9 protein-coding genes, 2 tRNA genes and 3 rRNA genes are annotated in these 21,571 nt (G+C 35.3%); 11 read left to right on the forward strand and 3 right to left on the reverse strand.

Features of this window, described 5'->3' with window-relative positions:
* Positions 1-475: 475 nt before the first annotated feature.
* The 9 genes from H6553_02925 (at position 476) to rpiB (ending at position 10,652) form a co-directional block, all read left to right on the forward strand.
* A complete protein-coding gene (locus H6553_02925) occupies positions 476-1,996 on the forward strand; it encodes an NAD(P)/FAD-dependent oxidoreductase (protein ID MCB9032771.1) in 1,521 nt (506 codons plus the stop codon).
* An 81-nt stretch (positions 1,997-2,077) separates the two neighbouring features.
* Positions 2,078-2,302, forward strand: coding sequence for a hypothetical protein (locus H6553_02930; protein MCB9032772.1), 225 nt, complete (start codon positions 2,078-2,080; stop codon positions 2,300-2,302).
* A gap of 13 nt (positions 2,303-2,315) precedes the next feature.
* Positions 2,316-3,761, forward strand: a complete 1,446-nt coding sequence (locus H6553_02935; GenBank protein MCB9032773.1) for a hypothetical protein — start codon at positions 2,316-2,318, stop codon at positions 3,759-3,761.
* Positions 3,762-5,171: 1,410 nt separating this feature from the next.
* A 16S ribosomal RNA gene (locus H6553_02940) occupies positions 5,172-6,702 on the forward strand.
* Between the two features lie 140 nt (positions 6,703-6,842).
* A tRNA-Ile gene (locus H6553_02945) sits at positions 6,843-6,916 on the forward strand.
* Between the two features lie 18 nt (positions 6,917-6,934).
* Positions 6,935-7,008 (forward strand) — tRNA-Ala (locus H6553_02950).
* A gap of 73 nt (positions 7,009-7,081) precedes the next feature.
* Positions 7,082-9,973 (forward strand): 23S ribosomal RNA (locus tag H6553_02955).
* A 55-nt stretch (positions 9,974-10,028) separates the two neighbouring features.
* Positions 10,029-10,138: ribosomal RNA gene (gene rrf, locus H6553_02960) — 5S ribosomal RNA — on the forward strand.
* The 16S, 23S and 5S rRNA genes sit together here with 2 tRNA genes alongside, the layout of an rRNA operon.
* A 67-nt stretch (positions 10,139-10,205) precedes the next feature.
* On the forward strand, positions 10,206-10,652 hold the full coding sequence (rpiB, locus tag H6553_02965; protein MCB9032774.1) for a ribose 5-phosphate isomerase B: 447 nt from the start codon (positions 10,206-10,208) through the stop codon (positions 10,650-10,652).
* Between the two features lie 1,208 nt (positions 10,653-11,860).
* On the opposite strand, the gene H6553_02970 is transcribed toward rpiB, so the two are convergent.
* Entirely contained in the window at positions 11,861-13,396 is a 1,536-nt protein-coding gene (locus tag H6553_02970) for a YifB family Mg chelatase-like AAA ATPase (protein MCB9032775.1), read from the reverse strand.
* A 118-nt stretch (positions 13,397-13,514) separates the two neighbouring features.
* On the opposite strand from H6553_02970, the gene H6553_02975 reads away from it, so the two are divergent.
* Positions 13,515-14,642 carry a hypothetical protein gene (locus H6553_02975; GenBank protein MCB9032776.1) on the forward strand — a complete coding sequence of 376 codons (1,128 nt, stop codon included), beginning with the start codon at positions 13,515-13,517 and terminating at the stop codon, positions 14,640-14,642.
* Positions 14,643-14,701: 59 nt separating this feature from the next.
* Here H6553_02975 and H6553_02980 read toward each other — a convergent pair whose 3' ends face one another.
* Positions 14,702-15,988, reverse strand: coding sequence for a UDP-N-acetylmuramoyl-tripeptide--D-alanyl-D-alanine ligase (locus H6553_02980; protein MCB9032777.1), 1,287 nt, complete (start codon positions 15,986-15,988; stop codon positions 14,702-14,704).
* A 64-nt stretch (positions 15,989-16,052) separates the two neighbouring features.
* Positions 16,053-17,552, reverse strand: coding sequence for an SUMF1/EgtB/PvdO family nonheme iron enzyme (locus tag H6553_02985; protein ID MCB9032778.1), 1,500 nt, complete (start codon positions 17,550-17,552; stop codon positions 16,053-16,055).
* A gap of 289 nt (positions 17,553-17,841) precedes the next feature.
* Here H6553_02985 and porU point away from each other — a divergent pair, with 289 nt between their 5' ends.
* Positions 17,842-21,531: a type IX secretion system sortase PorU gene (porU, locus tag H6553_02990; protein MCB9032779.1), complete on the forward strand. Its 3,690-nt coding sequence runs from the start codon at positions 17,842-17,844 to the stop codon at positions 21,529-21,531.
* Positions 21,532-21,571 lie beyond the last annotated feature (40 nt).

Below are 21,571 nucleotides of genomic sequence, written 5' to 3' on the forward strand. Positions count from 1 at the left end.
TCTATAAACTAACTATCTATTTAAAATAATAAATAAAAAGCACAGACCAAAGCAGTTTAGCGTTGAAGCATTTTTAGCAATAGATATAAATGTCTCGAAATTGCATTGTGAGGTACGAGCAATAAGCATGTAGAGACAAATTTATCATCGGTTTGCTTCACCAAAAGAAGAAATAGAGAAAAGCAAAATTGCCTTAAATGCTTCTTGACTTTTTGGTTCGTTTTGTGTCAAGACAAAATGAACAAAGTATTGTTAAATCGACTTAAAGCATTATTCCTTCGAAAGAAGGAATCTATGAACTCTTTCATTATACTTCAATGACAGTTTTTTATTTGTTACAAATTATATATATACTAAGCTTTTATCAGTGCTATAAAATATACACTTTGAATAAAAATGCACCAAAGCATATTTAACTTTTGTTTAGTAGATTTTACATTCCATTTAGTAACTTGCTATAAATAAAATGCAAACTATGAGTACTTACAACACAGATATTCTAATCATTGGTACTGGTTTTGGTGGAATTTGTATGGGCATCAAACTAAAAGAAGCTAACAACAACAACTTCATTATGCTAGAAAGAGATCCAGAGTTAGGTGGAACTTGGTATGCCAATACTTATCCAGGTGCCGAGTGCGATGTACATTCTCACTTATATCAATATTCTTTTGAACCAAATCCAAATTGGAAGAAAATGTTTGGCACACAAGAAGAAATTTTAGAGTACACCAATCATTGTGTAGATAAATATAACTTACGACCTAATGTCCATTTAAGTGCAGAAGTCAATCATGCACAGTACAACGAAGAAGATGGTACATGGACATTAAAAACCAAACAAGGCAAAACTTATCATGCCAACAAAGTTATCATTGCTGGTGGAGGTTTAAGTAGAATTGCATTTCCAGATATCAAAGGCATCAACTCTTTTAAAGGAGAAAAATTTCACTCTGCTCAATGGAATCACGACTACGATTATAGCAATAAAAGAGTAGCCATTATTGGTTCTGGAGCAAGTGCCATACAAATAGTTCCAGCTATTGCCAAAAAAGTAAAATCACTAAGTGTTTTTCAAAGAACACCATCTTGGGTAATTCCAAAGCCAGACAGAGAAATTTCTACTGTAGAAAAAACATTGTTCAAATATTTACCAATAACACAACAACTATATAGAAATGCTTTGTTTGTAAGAAACGAACTATTTGCTACAGGTTTCGTAATCGACCAAAGAGTAATGAAGCTAGTACAACCACAAGTAGAAAAATACATTAAAAAAGTAGTGAAAGATAAATCACTTCAAGAAAAAGTAACACCAAATTATACGCTTGGTTGCAAACGCATTTTGTTGTCTAATGATTATTATCCAGCATTAAATAGAGATAATGTAGAAGTCGTTACAGAAGGTATTGATGCCATCACTTCAAAAGGAATTAAAACGAAAGATGGCAAACAACACGAGTTCGATTTAATTGTTTTTGCTACTGGATTTAAAGCGTCTGAAGATGTTGCACCATTTCCTATTATTGGGAAAAATGGCAACAACCTAAAAGAAATTTGGGATGAAAAAGGTGCAGAAGCATATTTGGGTGTTTCTATTGCAGGATTTCCAAATGCATTTATGGTCATTGGACCAAATACAGGTTTAGGTCATAGCTCTATGATTTTAATGATAGAACATTCTGTGCATTATATTATAGAAGCACTAAAAACATATAATAACAAAAAAGTTAAATCAATAGATGTAAAACAAAAAGTGCAAGACGATTATAATGCAGCTATTCAAAAAAGATTAAACAAAGCAGTTTGGAGTCAAGGTGGTTGTGCAAGCTGGTATAAAACTAAAGACGGAAAAAATACGACACTTTGGCCAGGTTTTACTTTCGAGTTTAGAGCAAGAACTTTATTTTTCGATTCGTCGAAATACAATGTTGAGTATGTTCAACCTAAAGTAGTTTCTAAAAAGAATGTTAAAAAAGACATAGTACTTAATTAATTAGCAATCAATCAATACTATATTAATACTACTAGCAATATATTGGTAGAATAATTCGTTATGTTTGTAAAAAACTATAACATGAAAATTAAAGTATTATTTTTTCTATTGATTTTTGTTTGTTTTGGAACATCATTACTAAATGCAGACAATAAAGCAGTGTACACCAAGAAGTATGCTAAAACGCAGCATAAAAAATGCAAACCAAAAAATGTATATAATCCAGAAGCAGTAGGATTTAGTAGTGGTAAAAAGAAAAAATGTCCAAAGAAAAAGAAAATTCAGTTGTCTAAATATCAGCATTAAAAATACATAGTTTATGAAAAAATATTTTTTTATCTTAATTATTTTAATTGGATTAAGTAATAAAATCATAGCACAAGCTTTTAACGGAGCTCATTATTCTACAAAAGATGCAATTCTGTCTTCTTATATAAATCCTGCAATGCCAATTGCAGGCGATGTAAAATGGCAAGTTAATTTAATAGGATTTGATGCCAATGTCGGAAACAATTATTTTGCACTAGATGGAAGCTTAAAAGATTTAATTAGCAATTTTGATAGAGCCACTTCTTTAAAACAAATCTTAGATGGCAAAAGAAAACACATGTTAATAGAAGCGTGTATTCAAGGACCAGCAGCATATTTCAATATTAAAAACAATGGAATTTCTATTGGCGTTAGAGCAAAAATGAACGCAACATTCAACGATTTTAATGAAGATTTAGTCTATTCTCTATACAACGATTTTGAAGATATTTTAAACTGGCTACCAAGTTTTAGTAACGAAAGAGCTTCTGGTGCAGTCAATGCTTATCACGAAATCTATTTTGGATATTCAAGAAGTATAAATATTGGTGATAAACATGCTATACACCTTGGAGCAAATGCAAAATTACTTACAAACATTTTTAATGCACAATTTGGAGCTAATAATATTAATTTTTCTAAAGTGTATACTTCAATATCAGACAGTGCTATTAATGTTGGCGAATCACAATTCGATTTTTATCTAACAGATAGAGTAGATGATGGCTTCAAATATAAATTTGGTATTAATGGATTTGGTATTGATGTTGGAGCTATCTACGAATTAAAAAAAGACAATAGCAACGACCATTATTTATTAGCAGGATTTTCTGTTAACGACATAGGAAAAAATAAATATACACTTGGAAAAAATAGTAGAACATTTATTGGAAACAATAGAAATGTACCAGCAGAACATTTAGTTGATGATGAAGGCAATACTAAAAACATAGATGAAATTTTAGACTCATTAGGAACGAAAACCATTCCAACAGGAAAACAAAAAATCAATTTACCAACAGCACTAAATGTATTTGTCGATTTTCAAGTAGTACCAAAATTTTATATCAATTCTAATTTTCAATTCAATGTACTCAACTATAAAAAAGGCGATGCAAAAGCCAATGCACCAACCGATATCTCTTTAACACCAAGATTTGAAACTAGAATTTTTTCAGCGTTCTTACCAATGAACTGGAATAAATACAACGGATTTAACGCTGGAGCAGGCATTCGTTTAGCACAATTTACAGTAGGTTCTAGAAATTTAATTACTGCTTTTGCCAAAAAAGAATTTACAGGAATTGATATGTACCTAAACATTGGATTTGGAAAAATAGAAGGCAAAAAGAAAAAATCATCGTCTAAAAAAGATAAATCAGAAGACAATAATAACCAAGACGATGAAATCTGGAATCCAGAAAAAAAAGAGAAACTACCAGAAGAAAGTAGATAAAGACTGAATTCCATTTTCTTGCTCTATGTTTATAATAATGTTGAAGTAAACTAATAACCAAACTTCATTCTGAATTTATTTCAGAATCTTTCTAATTAATTCCCATCAGAGTTATTTGAAGAAAACTCTGATGCAATTAAAAACTGTCTTTACAAAACTTTGGAAGGAAGCACGAACAAAATCGTGACAATCAATAGCATTGGTTCGTGTCCTCACAAAACAATAAAAAGAATAGAATAAACAATTACTTTGGTTTGTATATATAATGATGAAGTAACTTACAAATCAACTTTCATTCTGAATTTATTTCAGAATCTTTCTAATAACCTAAAGTCGATAGTTAATCAATCGCATTGGTTTGTGTCCCAATAGCATTGGTTTGCATCAGAGTTATTTGAAGAAAACTCTGATGCAATTAAATTAAACTGTCTTTACAAAACTTTGGAAGGAAGCACGAACAAAATCGTGACAATCAATAGCATTGTTTCGTGTCCTCACAAAACAATAAAAAGAATAGAATAAACAATTACTTTGGTTTGTATATATAATGATGAAGTAACTTACAAATCAACTTTCATTCTGAATTCATTTCAGAATCTTTCTAATAACCTAAAGCCGATAGTTAATCAATAGCATTGGTTCGTGTCCCAATAGCATTAATTCCCATCAGAGTTATTTGAAGAAAACTCTGATGCAACTAAATTAAACTGTCTTTACAAAACTTTGGAAGGAAGCACGAACAAAATCGTGACAATCAATAGCATTGTTTCGTGTCCTCACGAAACAATTTTTATAATATGTATCTATTGAGTTAAAAGGTATCATTCTTGAAAATTTCGTAGTAAAACGAAGAGATTTTTATCAGGAAACTCAAATCTTATTACAGCAGGAACAGCAATCGGTTATAAAAAAGATTTCCAATAAAGCATGCCTGTCGGTAGGCAGGTTGAGAAAGACAATTTTTATTTTGTTCTAATAAATGCACAACAGGTAGAGATATATACAAGCATACCAAACACATGTAAACTAGATTTCCAAACAAATTTTTAAAAAAAATAAAAATAAATCAAAAAAATAAGTCCTTGTAAAATAAGGGATTCAGCACTCTTAACAATCACATAAAATATTTTTTTTCAAAAAAGCTTGACGAATAAAAAAAATAGACTACCTTTGCACTCGCTTTTAACAAAAAGCACACAATTAAAAGTTCTTTGGCTAATCAAAATGTAGGAATAAAAAAAATAAAAATTTTTATCCACACATGGTGAATTAATCAAAAAAAGTTTTTATCTTTGCAGTCCGTTTTGAAAGAAACGACAATGAAGAAAGTTCTTTGAATTATTGGAGAAACAAATAAGGTTTGTTATCAGAGAGAAATACACAACTCAAAATCAATTTCAAAAATTTATTACAACGGAGAGTTTGATCCTGGCTCAGGATGAACGCTAGCGGCAGGCCTAATACATGCAAGTCGAGGGGTATAGAACTTTCGGGTTCTAGAGACCGGCGTACGGGTGCGTAACGCGTACACAACATGCCTGGTACTGGAAGATAGCCCTGGGAAACTGGGAGTAATATTCCATAATATTTTAGGAAGGCATCTTCTTATTATTAAAGTTCCGACGGTATCAGATTGGTGTGCGTATGATTAGCTAGTTGGTAGGGTAAAGGCCTACCAAGGCAACGATCATTAACTGGCGTGAGAGCGCGATCAGTCACACTGGCACTGAGACACGGGCCAGACTCCTACGGGAGGCAGCAGTAGGGAATATTGGACAATGGACGAAAGTCTGATCCAGCCATGCCGCGTGGTGGATGAATGCCCTCTGGGTTGTAAACACCTTTTATATAGGAAGAAACTACTCGATTCTTCGAGTCCTGACGGTACTATATGAATAAGCACCGGCTAACTCCGTGCCAGCAGCCGCGGTAATACGGAGGGTGCAAGCGTTATCCGGATTTACTGGGTTTAAAGGGTGCGTAGGCGGAATCGTAAGTCAGTGGTGAAAGCCCCGAGCTCAACTTGGGAACTGCCATTGATACTGCTTTTCTTGAATGTGGTTGAGGTAAGCGGAATGTTGCATGTAGCGGTGAAATGCTTAGATATGTTACAGAACACCAATTGCGAAGGCAGCTTACTAAGTCGTTATTGACGCTGAGGCACGAAAGCGTGGGTAGCAAACAGGATTAGATACCCTGGTAGTCCACGCCCTAAACGATGATTACTCGACATTGGCAATATACAGTTCAGTGTCCTAGCGAAAGCGTTAAGTAATCCACCTGGGGAGTACGTTCGCAAGAATGAAACTCAAAGGAATTGACGGGGGTCCGCACAAGCGGTGGAGGATGTGGTTTAATTCGATGATACGCGAGGAACCTTACCAGGGCTAGAATGCTTTTTGACCATTGCCGAAAGGTGATTTTCTCTTCGGAGACAGAATGCAAGGTGCTGCATGGCTGTCGTCAGCTCGTGCCGTGAGGTGTTGGGTTAAGTCCCGCAACGAGCGCAACCCTCATCTATTAGTTGCCAGCGAGTAATGTCGGGGACTCTAATGAAACTGCCTACGCAAGTAGTGAGGAAGGAGGGGATGACGTCAAGTCATCATGGCCTTTATGCCCTGGGCTACACACGTCCTACAATGGCCAGTACAATGGGTCGCGACATGGTGACATGAAGCTAATCTCTAAAAGCTGGTCTCAGTTCGGATTGAAGTCTGCAACTCGACTTCATGAAGTCGGAATCGCTAGTAATCGCATATCAGCAATGATGCGGTGAATACGTTCCCGGACCTTGTACACACCGCCCGTCAAGCCATGGAAGTTGGGTGTACCTTAAGACGATAACCGCAAGGAGTTGTCCAAGGTAAAACCGATAACTGGGGCTAAGTCGTAACAAGGTAGCCGTACCGGAAGGTGCGGCTGGAATACCTCCTTTTTAGAGTTTATCTCTCTAATTATATAACAAACCTGTTTCTCCTTTATAATATACACATAGATCTAGAATAGAATTTCTATTCTGTCTGTAGTTCCCAAGATCGCTGTGCCTTAAAGCCAGCATCATCAGGTAGGGAAACTGTAAACAGTCCCATAGCTCAGTTGGTTAGAGCGCTACACTGATAATGTAGAGGTCAGCAGTTCAAATCTGCTTGGGACTACTTAAGATTTCGATCTATGGGGAATTAGCTCAGCTGGCTAGAGCACCTGCCTTGCACGCAGGGGGTCGTCGGTTCGACTCCGACATTCTCCACTTTTCCGTTTGTACGGATAAAGTTCTTTGACATATTGGACAATTCTAAAAAGAAAATTTAAATAATAAGTTTTTATAAGTTATTAAGAGCACATGGTGGATGCCTTGGCTCTCAGAGGCGATGAAGGACGTGGTAAGCTGCGATAAGCTACGGTAAGGTGCAAACAACCATTATCAACCGTAGATTTCCGAATGGGGCAACCTATTATGCTGAAGGCATAATGTCTAATAAGACGCTAACCCAGGGAACTGAAACATCTAAGTACCTGGAGGAAAAGAAAACAATAGTGATTCCCTAAGTAGTGGCGAGCGAACAGGGAACAGCCCAAACCAATCTGATTTCGGTCAGCTTGGGGTTGTAGGACTGCGATGTGGATTTATTATCCTAAGTAGAAAAATTCTGGAAAGTTTTACTATAAAAGGTGATAGTCCTGTATACATAAAGTTAATATATCCTAGCAGTATCCTGAGTAGTGCGAAGTCGGTGAAGCTTTGCATGAATCTGCCGGCACCATCCGGTAAGGCTAAATACTACTGAGAGACCGATAGCGAACTAGTACCGTAAGGGAAAGGTGAAAAGTACCCCAAGCAGGGGAGTGAAATAGTACCTGAAACCATGTGCTTACAAGCAGTCGGAGTATTGAACTCGTTTCAATATGACGGCGTGCCTTTTGCATAATGAGCCTACGAGTTACTCGTCACTAGCAAGGTTAACCTTTTTTGGGAAGCCGTAGCGAAAGCAAGTCTGAATAGGGCGAATAGTTAGTGGCGGTAGACGCGAAACCTAAGTGATCTATCCATGGGCAGGTTGAAGCTTCGTTAAACCGAAGTGGAGGACCGAACCAGTATACGTTGAAAAGTGTTTGGATGACCTGTGGATAGGGGTGAAAGGCCAATCAAACTGGGAGATAGCTCGTACTCCCCGAAATGTTTTTAGGAACAGCCTTGGAATGTAAGTGTATTAGAGGTAGAGCTACTGATTGGGCTAGGGGGCTTCACCGCCTACCAAACCCTGACAAACTCCGAATGCTAATACACATGTCCAGGAGTGAGGCCCGGGGTGCTAAGGTCACGGGCCGAGAGGGAAACAACCCAGATTATCAGCTAAGGTCTCTAAATTTATGTTAAGTTGTATGAACGATGTTTGGTTGCTATGACAGCTAGGATGTTTGCTTGGAAGCAGCAATTCATTTAAAGAGTGCGTAACAGCTCACTAGTCGAGTGACCGAGCGCGGAAAATAATCGGGCATCAAACATAATACCGAAGCTATAAATACCGATTTATCGGTGTGGTAGGGGAGCATTCCAATTTTGCGTAGAAGGAAATTCGTAAGAATTTCTGGAGTATTTGGAAAAGAAAATGTAGGCATAAGTAACGATAAATACAGTGAAAAACTGTATCGCCGTAAGTCTAAGGTTTCCTGATCAATGTTAATCAGATCAGGGTTAGTCGGGACCTAAGGTCAACCCGAGAGGGGTAGCCGATGGAAAATCAGTTAATATTCTGATACCTACTTATATTGCGATGGGGTAACGAAGGAGTGAAAGTTCTCCGAGCGTACGGATGTGCTCGGTAAAAGGCGTAGGCGTTGATGTGGCAGGCAAATCCACCACTGAGCTGAAACCTGATAGTACCACAACTCTTCGGAGGCGTGGATATGAACCTAATCATACTTCCAAGAAAAACCTCTAAGCTTCAGATATAAGCAGCCCGTACCGTAAACCGACACAGGTAGACGAGGAGAGTATCCTCAGGCGCTCGAGTGAGTCACGGCTAAGGAACTCGGCAAAATGGACCCGTAACTTCGGGAGAAGGGTCGCCACGCTTTGCGTGGCCGCAGTGAAAAGAATCAGGCGACTGTTTAGCAAAAACACAGGACTCTGCTAAATCGAAAGATGATGTATAGGGTCTGACACCTGCCCGGTGCTGGAAGGTTAAGGAAGGTTGTCATCTACTTCGGTAGAGAAGCTTCTGACTGAAGCCCCAGTAAACGGCGGCCGTAACTATAACGGTCCTAAGGTAGCGAAATTCCTTGTCGGGTAAGTTCCGACCTGCACGAATGGTGTAACGATCTGATTACTGTCTCGGCCGTGAGCTCGGTGAAATTGTAGTACCGGTGAAGATGCCGGTTACTCGCCATGGGACGAAAAGACCCCGTGAACCTTCACTACAGCTTAGCATTGATTTTGAGCAAATGATGTGTAGGATAGGTGGGAGACTGCGAAGTGTGCACGCCAGTGTATGTGGAGTCGCCGTTGAAATACCACCCTTTATTTGCTTAGAGTCTAATCCTGCGCAAGTGGGAGACATTGCTTGGTGGGTAGTTTGACTGGGGTGGTCGCCTCCAAAAGCGTAACGGAGGCTTCCAAAGGTACCCTCAGCACGCTTGGTAACCGTGCGTAGAGTGCAATAGCATAAGGGTGCTTGACTGTGAGACCGACAGGTCGATCAGGTAGGAAACTAGGATATAGTGATCCGGTGGTTCTGTATGGAAGGGCCATCGCTCAAAGGATAAAAGGTACTCCGGGGATAACAGGCTGATCTCCCCCAAGAGCTCATATCGACGGGGAGGTTTGGCACCTCGATGTCGGCTCGTCACATCCTGGGGCTGGAGAAGGTCCCAAGGGTTGGGCTGTTCGCCCATTAAAGTGGCACGCGAGCTGGGTTCAGAACGTCGCAAGACAGTTCGGTCTCTATCTATGGTGAGCGTATGAGAATTGAGAAGATCTGTCTCTAGTACGAGAGGACCGGGATGGACTGACCTCTAGTGTACCAGTTATGTCGCCAGATGTACCGCTGGGTAGCTATGTCGGGAAGGGATAAGCGCTGAAAGCATCTAAGCACGAAACCCACTTCAAGATGAGTTCTCAAAGGGTGGTCAAAGACTATGACCTTGATAGGCTACAGGTGTAAAGTTGGTAACAACAAAGCCGAGTAGTACTAATTACCCGTATACTTTTAAAAACTTATTATTTTGTCCAATGTGTTAAAATATATACATGAAAATGTAAAATCTTTTAATGGCGATTATTGCAAGGGTGTTCACCTCTTCCCATCTCGAACAGAGAAGTTAAGCCCCTTAGCGCCGATGGTACTGCCTTTAGGTGGGAGAGTAGGTCGTCGCCAATTTTATTATAACCCCGAAATTTTTTCGGGGTTTTTTATTTTTTGTATTTTAGTACTCAAAATAGGTTTTATGAAAACAATTGCAATTGCCTCAGATCATGCTGGTTTTAATTTGAAAGAATTATTAAAGAAAGACTATTTAAAAGGAAAGTATACTATTTTAGATATTGGTACGCATTCTTCTGAAAGTTGTGATTATCCAATTGTAGCACATGAAATAGCGATAGAAATTCTTAAAGATAATGAGGTAGAATTAGGAGTTCTAATTTGTGGTTCTGGAAATGGTGTGGCAATAACTGCTAATAAACATGAACATATAAGAGCTGCCTTGTGCTGGAATGAACAAATTGCAATTTTAGCAAGACAACATAATAATGCCAATATATTATGTTTACCAGCAAGGTTTATTTCTAATGAAGATGCTATTACCATAGTAGATTGCTTTCTAAATACAAATTTTGAAGGAGGAAGACATCAACGAAGAGTTGATTTAATTGATATTACTGAAAACTGCTAGTTGGTGTGTGAAACACCAACCAAGGCGAGGATATTTATCCCAAATTACGCATTCTTTCTATACCATGAGTTGCACGCATGGTTACTCAAATTGAAGTATTTCACTAAATAGGAAGTACTACGCACTTCCTATTTATTAGTACTAGCTTTTAATACCATTACTTGTTAAAAAATAGTCCAATATAAAACAAAAACTGCGTAGCAGTTTAACCTCATTAGAAAAAAGTAAAGCAATATAAAAATGCCGCGTAGTGGTATAACCTTTTATAGTTAGTTTTTGGACTAATTTGTATTAGCTAATGGTATAAGTAGTAAAGCGTGGCGTAGCCATGCAACCTTAAAAACAAACAAAATGAAAAACTATATTTTCTAATGCGTAATTTGGGTTTATTGTGTAAGGAAACTTCCGACAGCACAGGGAAAATCAATGCGTCCATTGCGAAATTTTGAGAGGAACGAACAAAATTGTGGCAATCTCAAACTATGTGTATCGATCTAAAAAAGTTTACAGTTATTTAGTAAGGACACGAACCATGGCGTAGCTATTTATTGTCGGAAGGAAACTTCCGACAGCACAAGGAATGTAATGACTAATTTATCGGGCGAAGAGCAACGCCCATTGGGCAGCGTACAATGTCAGCTCGGCACAGTTGTTTGCCCACTTGGCAACCTTTAGTTCTGACTTGGCTTGACAGTTTGCCCTGTGGGCATGATGCAATGCCTATAAGGCAGAGGGCATTGCCCGTTGGGCACAGCTTAATGCCTGCTGGGCATAGAGCATTGCCCAGTTAAGAACACTTTGCTATTGCTTAATGTAATGATTAATTTATTGGGCGAAGAGCAATGTCCGTTGGGCAGTGTGCAATGTTAGCTGGGCATAGTTGTTTGCCCAGTTGGCGACACTTCGTTATCACTCCCTGTAACGGTTTGCTGGCTGATGTTGTTTGTGTAGACACGAACCATGGCGTACCTCTTTTTCTCGTCTATACTGAGTGAGGTACTTACTCGTCATGTTGAGCGAGGTACGAGCGAAACATCCCCTTATTAATCGAAGGAGACGCTTCGTTGCACTCAGCGTAGACGAATGTATCGTCCTAAAAAAAGTTTACAGTTGTTTCGTGCGGACACGAACCATGGTGTAGCTATTTATTGTCGGAAGGAAACTTCCGACAGCACAAGAATCACTCAGTGTAACGCTTTGCTTGTTTCTCAACCAGCCCAGTTGGCTCTGTCTAAGCTTCTAAATTGTATGGCTTCGGCGATGTGTTTCGTAGAAATATTTTCGGTATGGTCTAAATCGGCAATGGTTCTTGCTACTTTTATAATTCTGTCATAAGCTCTTGCACTCAACTGTAATTTACTCATTGCTTGATTAAGTATTGCTTGTACATTGTCATCAAGTGTACAATATTTTCTAGTTTGTGTAGCACTCATTTGTGCATTACAATAGATATTTTCTGTATCAAATCGTTCTGTCTGAATTTTTCTAGCAGCTATGACTCTTGCTTGTATCATTTTACTCGATTCTCCTTTTTCATTATTCGTTAATTCGTTCAAAGCAACAGGAATAACTTCTACATGTAAATCAATTCTATCTAATAATGGTCCTGAAATTTTGTTGAGATATTTTTGTACAGCACCAGGCGGACAAGTACACGATTTAATAGGATGATTGTAATATCCGCAGCTACAAGGATTCATACTGCCTGCTAAAACAAATCGACTATCGAAGTCTACTGCAATCTTTGCTCTTGAAATGGTTACTTTTCCATCTTCCATTGGCTGACGCATCACTTCTAATACACTGCGTTTAAATTCTGGCAATTCATCTAAAAATAAAACACCATTATGTGCTAAAGAAATTTCGCCAGGTTGCGGATAGCTTCCACCACCAACTAAAGCTACATCTGAAACAGTATGATGTGGTGCTCTAAAAGGTCGTTCTCTTATAATGGCTGTATCTCCGTTTAATTGTCCAGCTACCGAATGGATTTTAGTGGTTTCTAAAGCTTCTCTAATGGTTAAAGGTGGCAAAATAGAAGGCAAGCGTTTGGCGAGCATGGTTTTACCAGCACCAGGCGGACCAATTAAAATAATATTATGTCCACCAGCTGCAGCAACTTCTAAAGCTCGTTTAATATTTTCTTGTCCTTTTACATCTGCAAAATCAATATCTAAGCCATTGGTATTACTATGATAGTTAAAATCTATATCGCTTTTGGTTGTACTAAACTCCATATCACCAGATAAAAAATGTACCACTTCATTGATGTGTTCCATGCCATAGACTTTAATGCCTTCTACTACAGCTGCTTCTTTAGCATTTTGTTTTGGTAAAATGATGCCTTCAAAACCGTCTCGTTTTGCTTGTAATGCAATAGGTAAAGTTCCTCTTATTGGTTGAAGTATGCCATCTAAAGATAATTCACCCATTATAATGTATTTTGATAGTAAATCGGTGTGCAATTGTTCAGAAGCAACTAAAATACCAATAGCAATAGGTAAATCGTAGGCAGAACCTTCTTTTCTAATATCTGCTGGAGATAAATTGATAATAATTTTAGTTCTTGGCATTCTGTAAAAGTTATGTGTTAATGCACTTTCTACTCTACTCCAACTTTCTTTAATAGCATTATCAGGCAATCCTACTAAAAAATACTTGGTGCCTTTGCATACATTTACTTCTACTGTAATAGGCACAGCATCTACACCATAAACAGCACTACCATAAGCTTTTACTAACATTTTTATTAATAAGACGCAGAATAGTGTGTTTTTCCATAAATAAATTTACTAACAATAGTGAAATACTTCTTTGGTTAAGAGTTTTCATTTTATTATACATTTACACCAAACACCATTTATGTTTATTGATTTTGTTGCTCCTTTAGATGACACTACTATTCAAGAATTACAGCGTTCTAATCCTAATAAAAAACAGAGTATTGTACCGTATTACGATGGAATGCCTCTTGATGCTTTTAGCATTGCGATGGTTGGTATTAATGATTATAATAGACATGAAGCGTTTAAAGGTGTGGAAAATGCGAGTAGCAGTGTTAGGAGAGTACTTTACCAATATGAACAGTTTACAAATGGTGTTCAACTGTTAGATTTAGGAAATATTATAGCTGGCGAAACATTTAATGATTCGTTGGTTGCACTTAGAGAAGTGATTAAAGATTGTATTAAAAATAATATTATACTAATTATTATTGGTGGAGATAATGAATGTGTGAAAGCACAATATGAAGCCATGAAAATTTTTGAAGCACCAATAAAAGTAGCTTATGTTTCTTCTAACAATAAAATATATATTGATAATAATTATATAAAATTATTTTTGAATGATGTTGATTTAAACGCATTACATTTTATAGCGTTACAATCGTATATGTATAGAAGCGATTTTTTTAGTGCATTAGATGATAGTAAATTGAAACAGCTTAGAGTTGGTAAAATTAGAGCTAATTTATATGAAGCAGAACCTTTAATTAGAGAAGCAGATTTAATGGCTTTTGATATTAGTGCCATTCGATTTTCTGATGCACCTGCACAGTTAATGCCATCGCCAAATGGTTTGTTTGGTGATGAAGCTTGTGCTATTGCAAAGTTTGCTGGTATGAGTGAGTTTATAAATAGTTTTGGAATTTATAATTATTTTCCTAATAATGACAAACATTTAGTTACAGCACAACAAATTGCTCAGATGATTTGGTATTTTATGGAAGGAGTTTCTGTGAGAACAAAAGATTACCCAATTACAGATATGAACCAGTTTGACCAATTTACTATACACCATGATGATATGCCTAATGATTTAGTTTTCTTAAGAAGTAAGAAAACAGAACGCTGGTGGATGCAAATTTTTACAGAGCATAATGGCATTCAGAAACACGAGTTGATACCTTGTACTTATCAAGATTATTTATTGGCAAAGCAATTAGAAATTCCAGAAGCATATATTAAAGCTATGAATTTGTTGGTATGATGCTATGTTTCGGTCTGTGAGGACACAGTCGGATAAGAAAGTTTAAAACTTTGACAATGTTATTGGGTTATCAATTTTTCTAACTGCATGCCTCTTGATGCTTTAATTAAAATTTCGGCGTCTTTAAATGTTTGTTGGTTGAACCAAGCAACGGCTTCATCTGTGGTTTCAAATTTTAAAACTGATTCATTGCTTTCACAGTTATAGAATAATTTTCCTACTAATACTATAGTATTAAATTTGTATTTTTCTATTTCATTTACGATGTACTGATGTTCTGCCTGAGCTGCTTCGCCTAGTTCAAACATATCACCTAAAATAACTATTTTATTGGTCGATTTACTTTTTGCAAAATTTTGTAATGCATGATACATACTCGTTGGATTGGCATTATAGCAATCTAATATTACTTTGTTTTGATGCCAATCAATTACTTGCGACCTAGAGTTAGTAGCTTGGTAAGCTTCAATTGCCATTTTTATAGTAGTGGTTGGAATTTCAAAGAATTTACCAATACCAATGGCACATAAAATATTATCTAAGTTGTAATTACCATAAAGTGTAGACGCAATTTTTGTATTATCTATATCAAGTGTGATGCTTGGAAACTCTTGTAATATGGTAAAATGAGTAGTTAATATACTATGAAAACCATAGGAATATTTATTGGCAATTTGTTTTTCTTTTATTAGTGCTATAATATTTTCATCATTAATATTATAAAAAACTATTCCATCATTTGCTTTTAGATAGTCAAATAATTCGCCTTTTCCTTTCTTTACACCTTCTATTCCACCAAAACCTTCTAGGTGAGCTTTGCCAATATTAGTAATTAGTCCATGTGTTGGTTGAGTAAACTTGCAGTAGCTTTTAATTTCTTCTTGATGATTTGCACCCATTTCTATTACAGCAATTTCAGTATTGCTTGGCATTGCTAAGAGTGTTAGCGGAATACCAATATGGTTATTTAAATTGCCTTTGGTAAAGTGTGTTTTGTATTTTGTAGTCAATACGGTACTTAATAACTCTTTCGTAGTTGTTTTTCCGTTAGAACCTGTTAGTGCAATTACAGCTTTTGGTGCTACTTGTTGTCTGTGATGCAATGCTAGTTGTTGTAGTGTTGCTAAAACATCATCGACTAAAATATATTGCTCATTTATTTGGTATTTTTTTTCATCAATTATCGCATAGCTTGCTCCATCTTGTATTGCTTTAGTAGCGTATTCATTTCCATTGAAGTTACTTCCTTTTAAAGCAAAGAATATACTATTATCATATACTTTTCTGCTGTCTGTAACTACTCCTGTACTTTGTAAAAAGAGTGTGTAAAGTTGTTTGATTTCCATTAGTATAAAAATAAAAAAAGTCCTGATAATTGTATCAGGACTTTCTATTATTTAAAGCAAAATATTACTTACTGTATTGTCTTGCTTTTTCATTTTTCTTTAATACTTTCTTTTGTTCAGAGAAAGCTTTTCCTCCAAAGAAATTCCCATCTGGAGAACCTACTCTTACCATAGCACATCTAAAGCCAATGTCGTTTGAAGACATATCTTCGTTCATAAATCTTCTAGTACCTGGCGACATGTAATAACCTCTATCTTTCCAAGAACCACCTTTATAAACTCTTGCTTTGTTGTTAATTAAAGTAGAAACACCATAATTATATTCTACTTGAGAAGATGAATCACCATCTATATAATCTAATGCAAATGCTTTTCTATAGTTTAATCTACCAGCTAACTCATCATCATCTTGTCTAACATATTTTACTCTACCCATTTCATCTAAACCTTCTTCGTCAGACATTTTAGTAAATTCGTTACCTCTAAAAGTATTTAAGTCATCAGCATAAGCTTCTGTCATTGGTCTATATACATCTTGAACCCACTCGTTCACATTACCAGCCATATTAAACAAACCAAAATCGTTAGGGAAGTTTGCATGAACATCACTAGTAATCTCTGCATTATCATTTAATGCACCAGCAATACCCATATAGTCACCTCTACCTCTCATAAAGTTAGCCATGAAATCTCCTTGATTTTTATTGTGGTATTGGTATCTGAAAGTAGCACCATCCCAAGGATAAATTCTTCTGTCAGAAATAACTTCTTCACCTTCGTATGGCATATCACCAATTAAAGCTAAAGCAGCATATTCCCATTCAGCTTCTGTTGGCAATCTATAATCTGGCAATAAAATACCATCCTGCATATTTACATTTCTTGTACCAGTACCATTTGGATTTAAATCTTCTTTTTGATTTTCTCCAGGAGAACCAGTATATAATCCCATAGCATAAGCTTCTGTATTGAAGTTGTCTTCATTTTTCTGCTCTGGATTTGTAGTTAAATATCCTTCTTTAATTAAAATCATTTCATTTACTCTATCGCTTCTCCATTTACAGTACTCATTAGCTTGTAACCAAGTTACACCAACAACAGGATATGTATTGTACGATGGATGTGTAAAGTAATATTTTACATAAGGTTCGTTGTATGCTAAGTTACTTCTCCAACACAAACTGTCTGGTTTTGCAGCATCAACAAATTCTGGATGGTCTGTACCAAATACTCTGCTTAACCAATAGATATACTCTCTATAGTCAACATTAGTAACTTCAGTTTCATCCATATAGAAAGAAGAAACGGTAACTCTTCTTTGAACATTATTGTTTTCGTACAATAAATCTTGTTCTGTTGCTCCCATTACAAAAGTACCGCCTTGTATTAATACCAAGTTCGGACCAGTTGCTTGTTGTACATTATCAGATACTTCAAAACCTCCCCATTCAGGATCATTATAATTCCAACCTGTTGTAGCTGAAGACTCTCCAGACTTCTTACCGCCCTTACAGCTCGTTGCAAAAAGCAAAGCTGATATAGTCAAATAAAAAAATGTTTTCATTTTAAACATTGCCATCTTTTTTAATTTATTTTTGTCAAATTTAAAGTTAATTATTTATTCCACAAAATAGATAATATTATTAGCATTTAACGAATTTTTATAGATTTTCTTGTACTTTTATTGCAAATAGTGTAGAAACTTTTATTTTTTAAGTTTTTCTTAGGATTTAAATTAATTTTATCGCATAATTTTAACTTGTATGAAGCAAAATTATCTCTGCAAAATTATACTTTTAACAATTATTTACCAATTATTTTTCTTTGAAGGTAGCGTCCTTTGTGCTAATAACTTGGTTAAAGACATCCAATTACCTATTCCTACTGTTGAAAATAATCAGGTGAGTTTTAAAAATAGCTACCAAGTAAATGCATTAGATATGCCTTCTTATATATATTCATTTCCAATAAATGAGAATGGGTTTACTTTTCAAATGAGCAATAAAATGTATGAAAAATTATCGGTAAATCTATCTAACACAAATATTAATATTTTAAATGATACTAGTTTTATTGCTATAGAAAAAAAACAAAAAATTGGAAAGGTTGTCATCAATCCATATAAAATTGAAAATGGTAGTGTTTATTTTTTAAAGTCATGCACTGTAAATATTCAAACGCAAAATAATGCTAATGGAAATAGAAGTTCTCAAGCAAATAATACTTATGCTAGTAACTCAGTTTTAGCTAATGGTGCTTGGTATGAGTTTAGTGTAAATCAAGCTGGTGTTTTTAAAATAGACTATACTTTTTTGCAAAGTTTAGGTGTTAATCCAAGTACTGTAAATCCTAATCAAATAAAAGTATATGGAAAGAATGGTGGCATGCTCTCAGAAATTGCTGGTACTAATTATATAGATGATTTACAAGAATATCCTATTAAAAAGTATGCTTCTGGAAATTCATTTCAAAGCAATGATTATATTTTAGTGTATTGTCCTGGACCAAATTCGTGGTACTATGATAATAGCATCAATCAATTTAGAGTAACCAAACATTTATATAGCAATACACAACATTTGTTTTTAACTATTGATAATGGTAACAGTATAACACTACCTACTGTAAGTGGAAGTGGTTTAACACCAAATACTAGTTCTAACAGTTATAACGCAATTACTTTTGTAGAAGATGAATTAGTAAATGTAGCAAGATCAGGTCGTTTGCAATTAGGTGATGATTTATTCAATCAACAAGTAAAAAACTATAACTTTAATGTAGCTAACATTATAAGTGCCAAAATTTCATTAGGATTAGCTGCTAATTCAGTAGTAAGTTCTAACTTTAATATTGCTATCGGAAGCAATAACAGTACAGCAAGTATTAGTGCTATACCACAAGTCTATCCAGGAATTTACAACTTTGCATCTTACAAACAAGCAAATTATTCATATAATAACTTATCAAGCAATTTTTCTGTAGATATTACTTATAATTCATCAGATTTTGCTTCTAAAGCATGGTTAGATTATATTAATATAGATGCAAGAGCCAACTTAGTGTATAATGGAACACCTTTGTATTTTAGAGATATTCAGAGTGTTGGTAGTGGAAAAATCACACAATTCAACATACAAAATACCAATAACAATATTCAAATTTGGGAAGTTACCAATCCGTTTGATGTTAAACAGATTTCGTATTCGTTAAACGGAAGCACTGCTAGTTTCGTAGTAAATACAGACGAACTTAGAGAGTTTGTTTGTTTTGAAAACAGCAATCTAACGCCAACAGCAATTGGAAAAATTAGCAACCAAAATTTACATGCATTAACAGCACAAGATATGTTAATTGTAACTCGACAAGCATTTTTAAATCAAGCCAATGCTATTGCTCAATTACATAGAAATAACGACAACTATCGTGTTGCAGTGGTTACGCTAGAACAAGTATATAACGAGTTTTCTGCTGGTACAAACGACATCACAGCAATTAGAGATTTTGTAAAAATGTTTTACGACAGAGCTGGAAGCAATGCCAACGATTTACCAAAATATTTATTATTATTTGGCGATGGCACTTATCACAACAACGATTTAGGTCAATATTATCTACCAACTTATCAAAGTAAAAAAACATTTGAAGCATTAGAAACTTATACTTCCGATGATTATTTTGGACTTTTAGATGATGGTGAAGGAAGCAACATAGACAATACTGCTGTTGAAATTGTAGATATTGGTATTGGCAGAATTCCTAGTGACAATATGACTAAAGCTCAAATTGCAGTCGATAAAATTAGTCGTTACTATGATAATGTTGCTTTGGGCAGTTGGAGAACACAAGCTACTTTTTTAGCAGATGATGAAGACAACAACATTCATATTGCAGATGCAGATTTTGTAGCCAATTTATTTGCTAGTGCTTTGCCAAAATATAATTTAGATAAAATCTATCTAGATGCATACAATCAAGTTGGTGGAACTAGTGGCAATAGCTATCCACAAGCCAAAAGTGCTGTAAATGCTAAAATAAACAGTGGTACGCTCTTTTTTAATTATGTAGGACATGGTGGTGGAAGTGGTTTAACTCAAGAAGCAGTAGTAACACATAGTGATATTGATAATTGGAATAATACAGATAAATTGCCTTTGTTTATTACAGCTACTTGCGAGTTTACTCGATTTGATGAATACGATTATTACACAGCTGGCGAACGCACTTTCTTCAATCAAAATGGTGGAGCAATTGCAACAGTATCTACAACAAGACTAGTATTTTCTAATAGAAATAGAGAAATGAATATTAATTTCACTAATGGATTGATAGAAGCAGCCAATCAACCCAACTTAAAATTGGGCGATGTATTACAACATGCAAAATCAGTTACCAATACAGGAAATGGTAATAGAAAATTTTCTTTGTTTGGCGATCCAGCACTACGATTGGCTTTTCCTAAAGAAAATGCAATCATTACAAAAATAAATAATGTTGATATTCAACAAGCACACGATACCATTCAAGCATTAAAAACTATTACACTTAGTGGTGAAGTAAGAGATATTGCCAATGCATTATTGACTAATTATAATGGAACAGCTACTATTACAGTATACGATAAAATGAAACAAGTAACTACACTACAAAATGATCCAACAAGTTTACTGTATACATTCAATTTACAAAAAAACATATTATTTAAAGGAAAAACAAATATTGTTAATGGTCAGTTTGAAATTACATTCCTAGTACCAAAAGATATCGACTATAGTTATGGCAACGGAAAAATTAGTATTTATGCAGAAAACAATACTAGCGATGATGCTTGTGGTTATACTAGTGATATTATTGTTGGCGGAATAAACGATACCATTATTCTAGACAATAAAGGACCAGAAGTAGATGTTTTTATGAATGATGAACAATTTGTTTTTGGTGGTATTACAGATGAAAATCCAAATATGTATATCAAACTATTTGATGAAAACGGAATTAATACTACAGGCAATGGCATAGGACACGATATCACTGCTATTTTAGATAATAATACAACTAATATATATATACTAAACGACTACTATGAAATAGATTCTAATAGCAATGCTAGTGGTAAAGTCTTGTATCCATTACAAAAATTAGAAACAGGAAAACACACCTTACAAGTAAAAGCATGGGATATTTTGAATAATTCTGGCGAAGCATATACCGAATTTATAGTAGAAGAAGATGCAGCATTAGCATTATCACATGTACTAAACTATCCAAATCCATTTACTACCAATACTACATTTATGTTTGAGCACAATAAACCCAACCAAGATTTAGCATTAAGAATAGATATTTTTTCGGCTTCAGGTAAATTAATTAAAACCATTCAGCAAGATATTAATACTGCTGGTTATAGAGTTGCAGACATAAATTGGGACGGAAGAGATAATTTTGGTGATAAAATTGGAAAAGGTGTGTATATTTACAAACTGTCTTTAAAAGACAATAGTGAAAAAAAAATTAGCCAATATCAAAAATTAGTCATATTGAATTAGAATATTTACAATAATTTTACCATCTTAATCGTTTGAATAT

This window comes from Chitinophagales bacterium (genome assembly GCA_020636535.1).
Taxonomy (GTDB): Bacteria; Bacteroidota; Bacteroidia; order Chitinophagales; family JADIYW01; genus JADJSS01.

Bases quoted from the DNA above. Each gene is read 5' to 3' on its own strand.
- H6553_02925 (MCB9032771.1), top strand. From the start codon at position 476: ATGAGTACTTACAACACAGATATTCTAATCATTGGTACTGGTTTTGGT.
- H6553_02930 (MCB9032772.1), top strand. From the start codon at position 2,078: ATGAAAATTAAAGTATTATTTTTTCTATTGATTTTTGTTTGTTTTGGA.
- H6553_02935 (MCB9032773.1), top strand. From the start codon at position 2,316: ATGAAAAAATATTTTTTTATCTTAATTATTTTAATTGGATTAAGTAAT.
- rpiB (MCB9032774.1), top strand. From the start codon at position 10,206: ATGAAAACAATTGCAATTGCCTCAGATCATGCTGGTTTTAATTTGAAA.
- H6553_02970 (MCB9032775.1), bottom strand. From the start codon at position 13,396: ATGTTAGTAAAAGCTTATGGTAGTGCTGTTTATGGTGTAGATGCTGTG.
- H6553_02975 (MCB9032776.1), top strand. From the start codon at position 13,515: ATGTTTATTGATTTTGTTGCTCCTTTAGATGACACTACTATTCAAGAA.
- H6553_02980 (MCB9032777.1), bottom strand. From the start codon at position 15,988: ATGGAAATCAAACAACTTTACACACTCTTTTTACAAAGTACAGGAGTA.
- H6553_02985 (MCB9032778.1), bottom strand. From the start codon at position 17,552: ATGAAAACATTTTTTTATTTGACTATATCAGCTTTGCTTTTTGCAACG.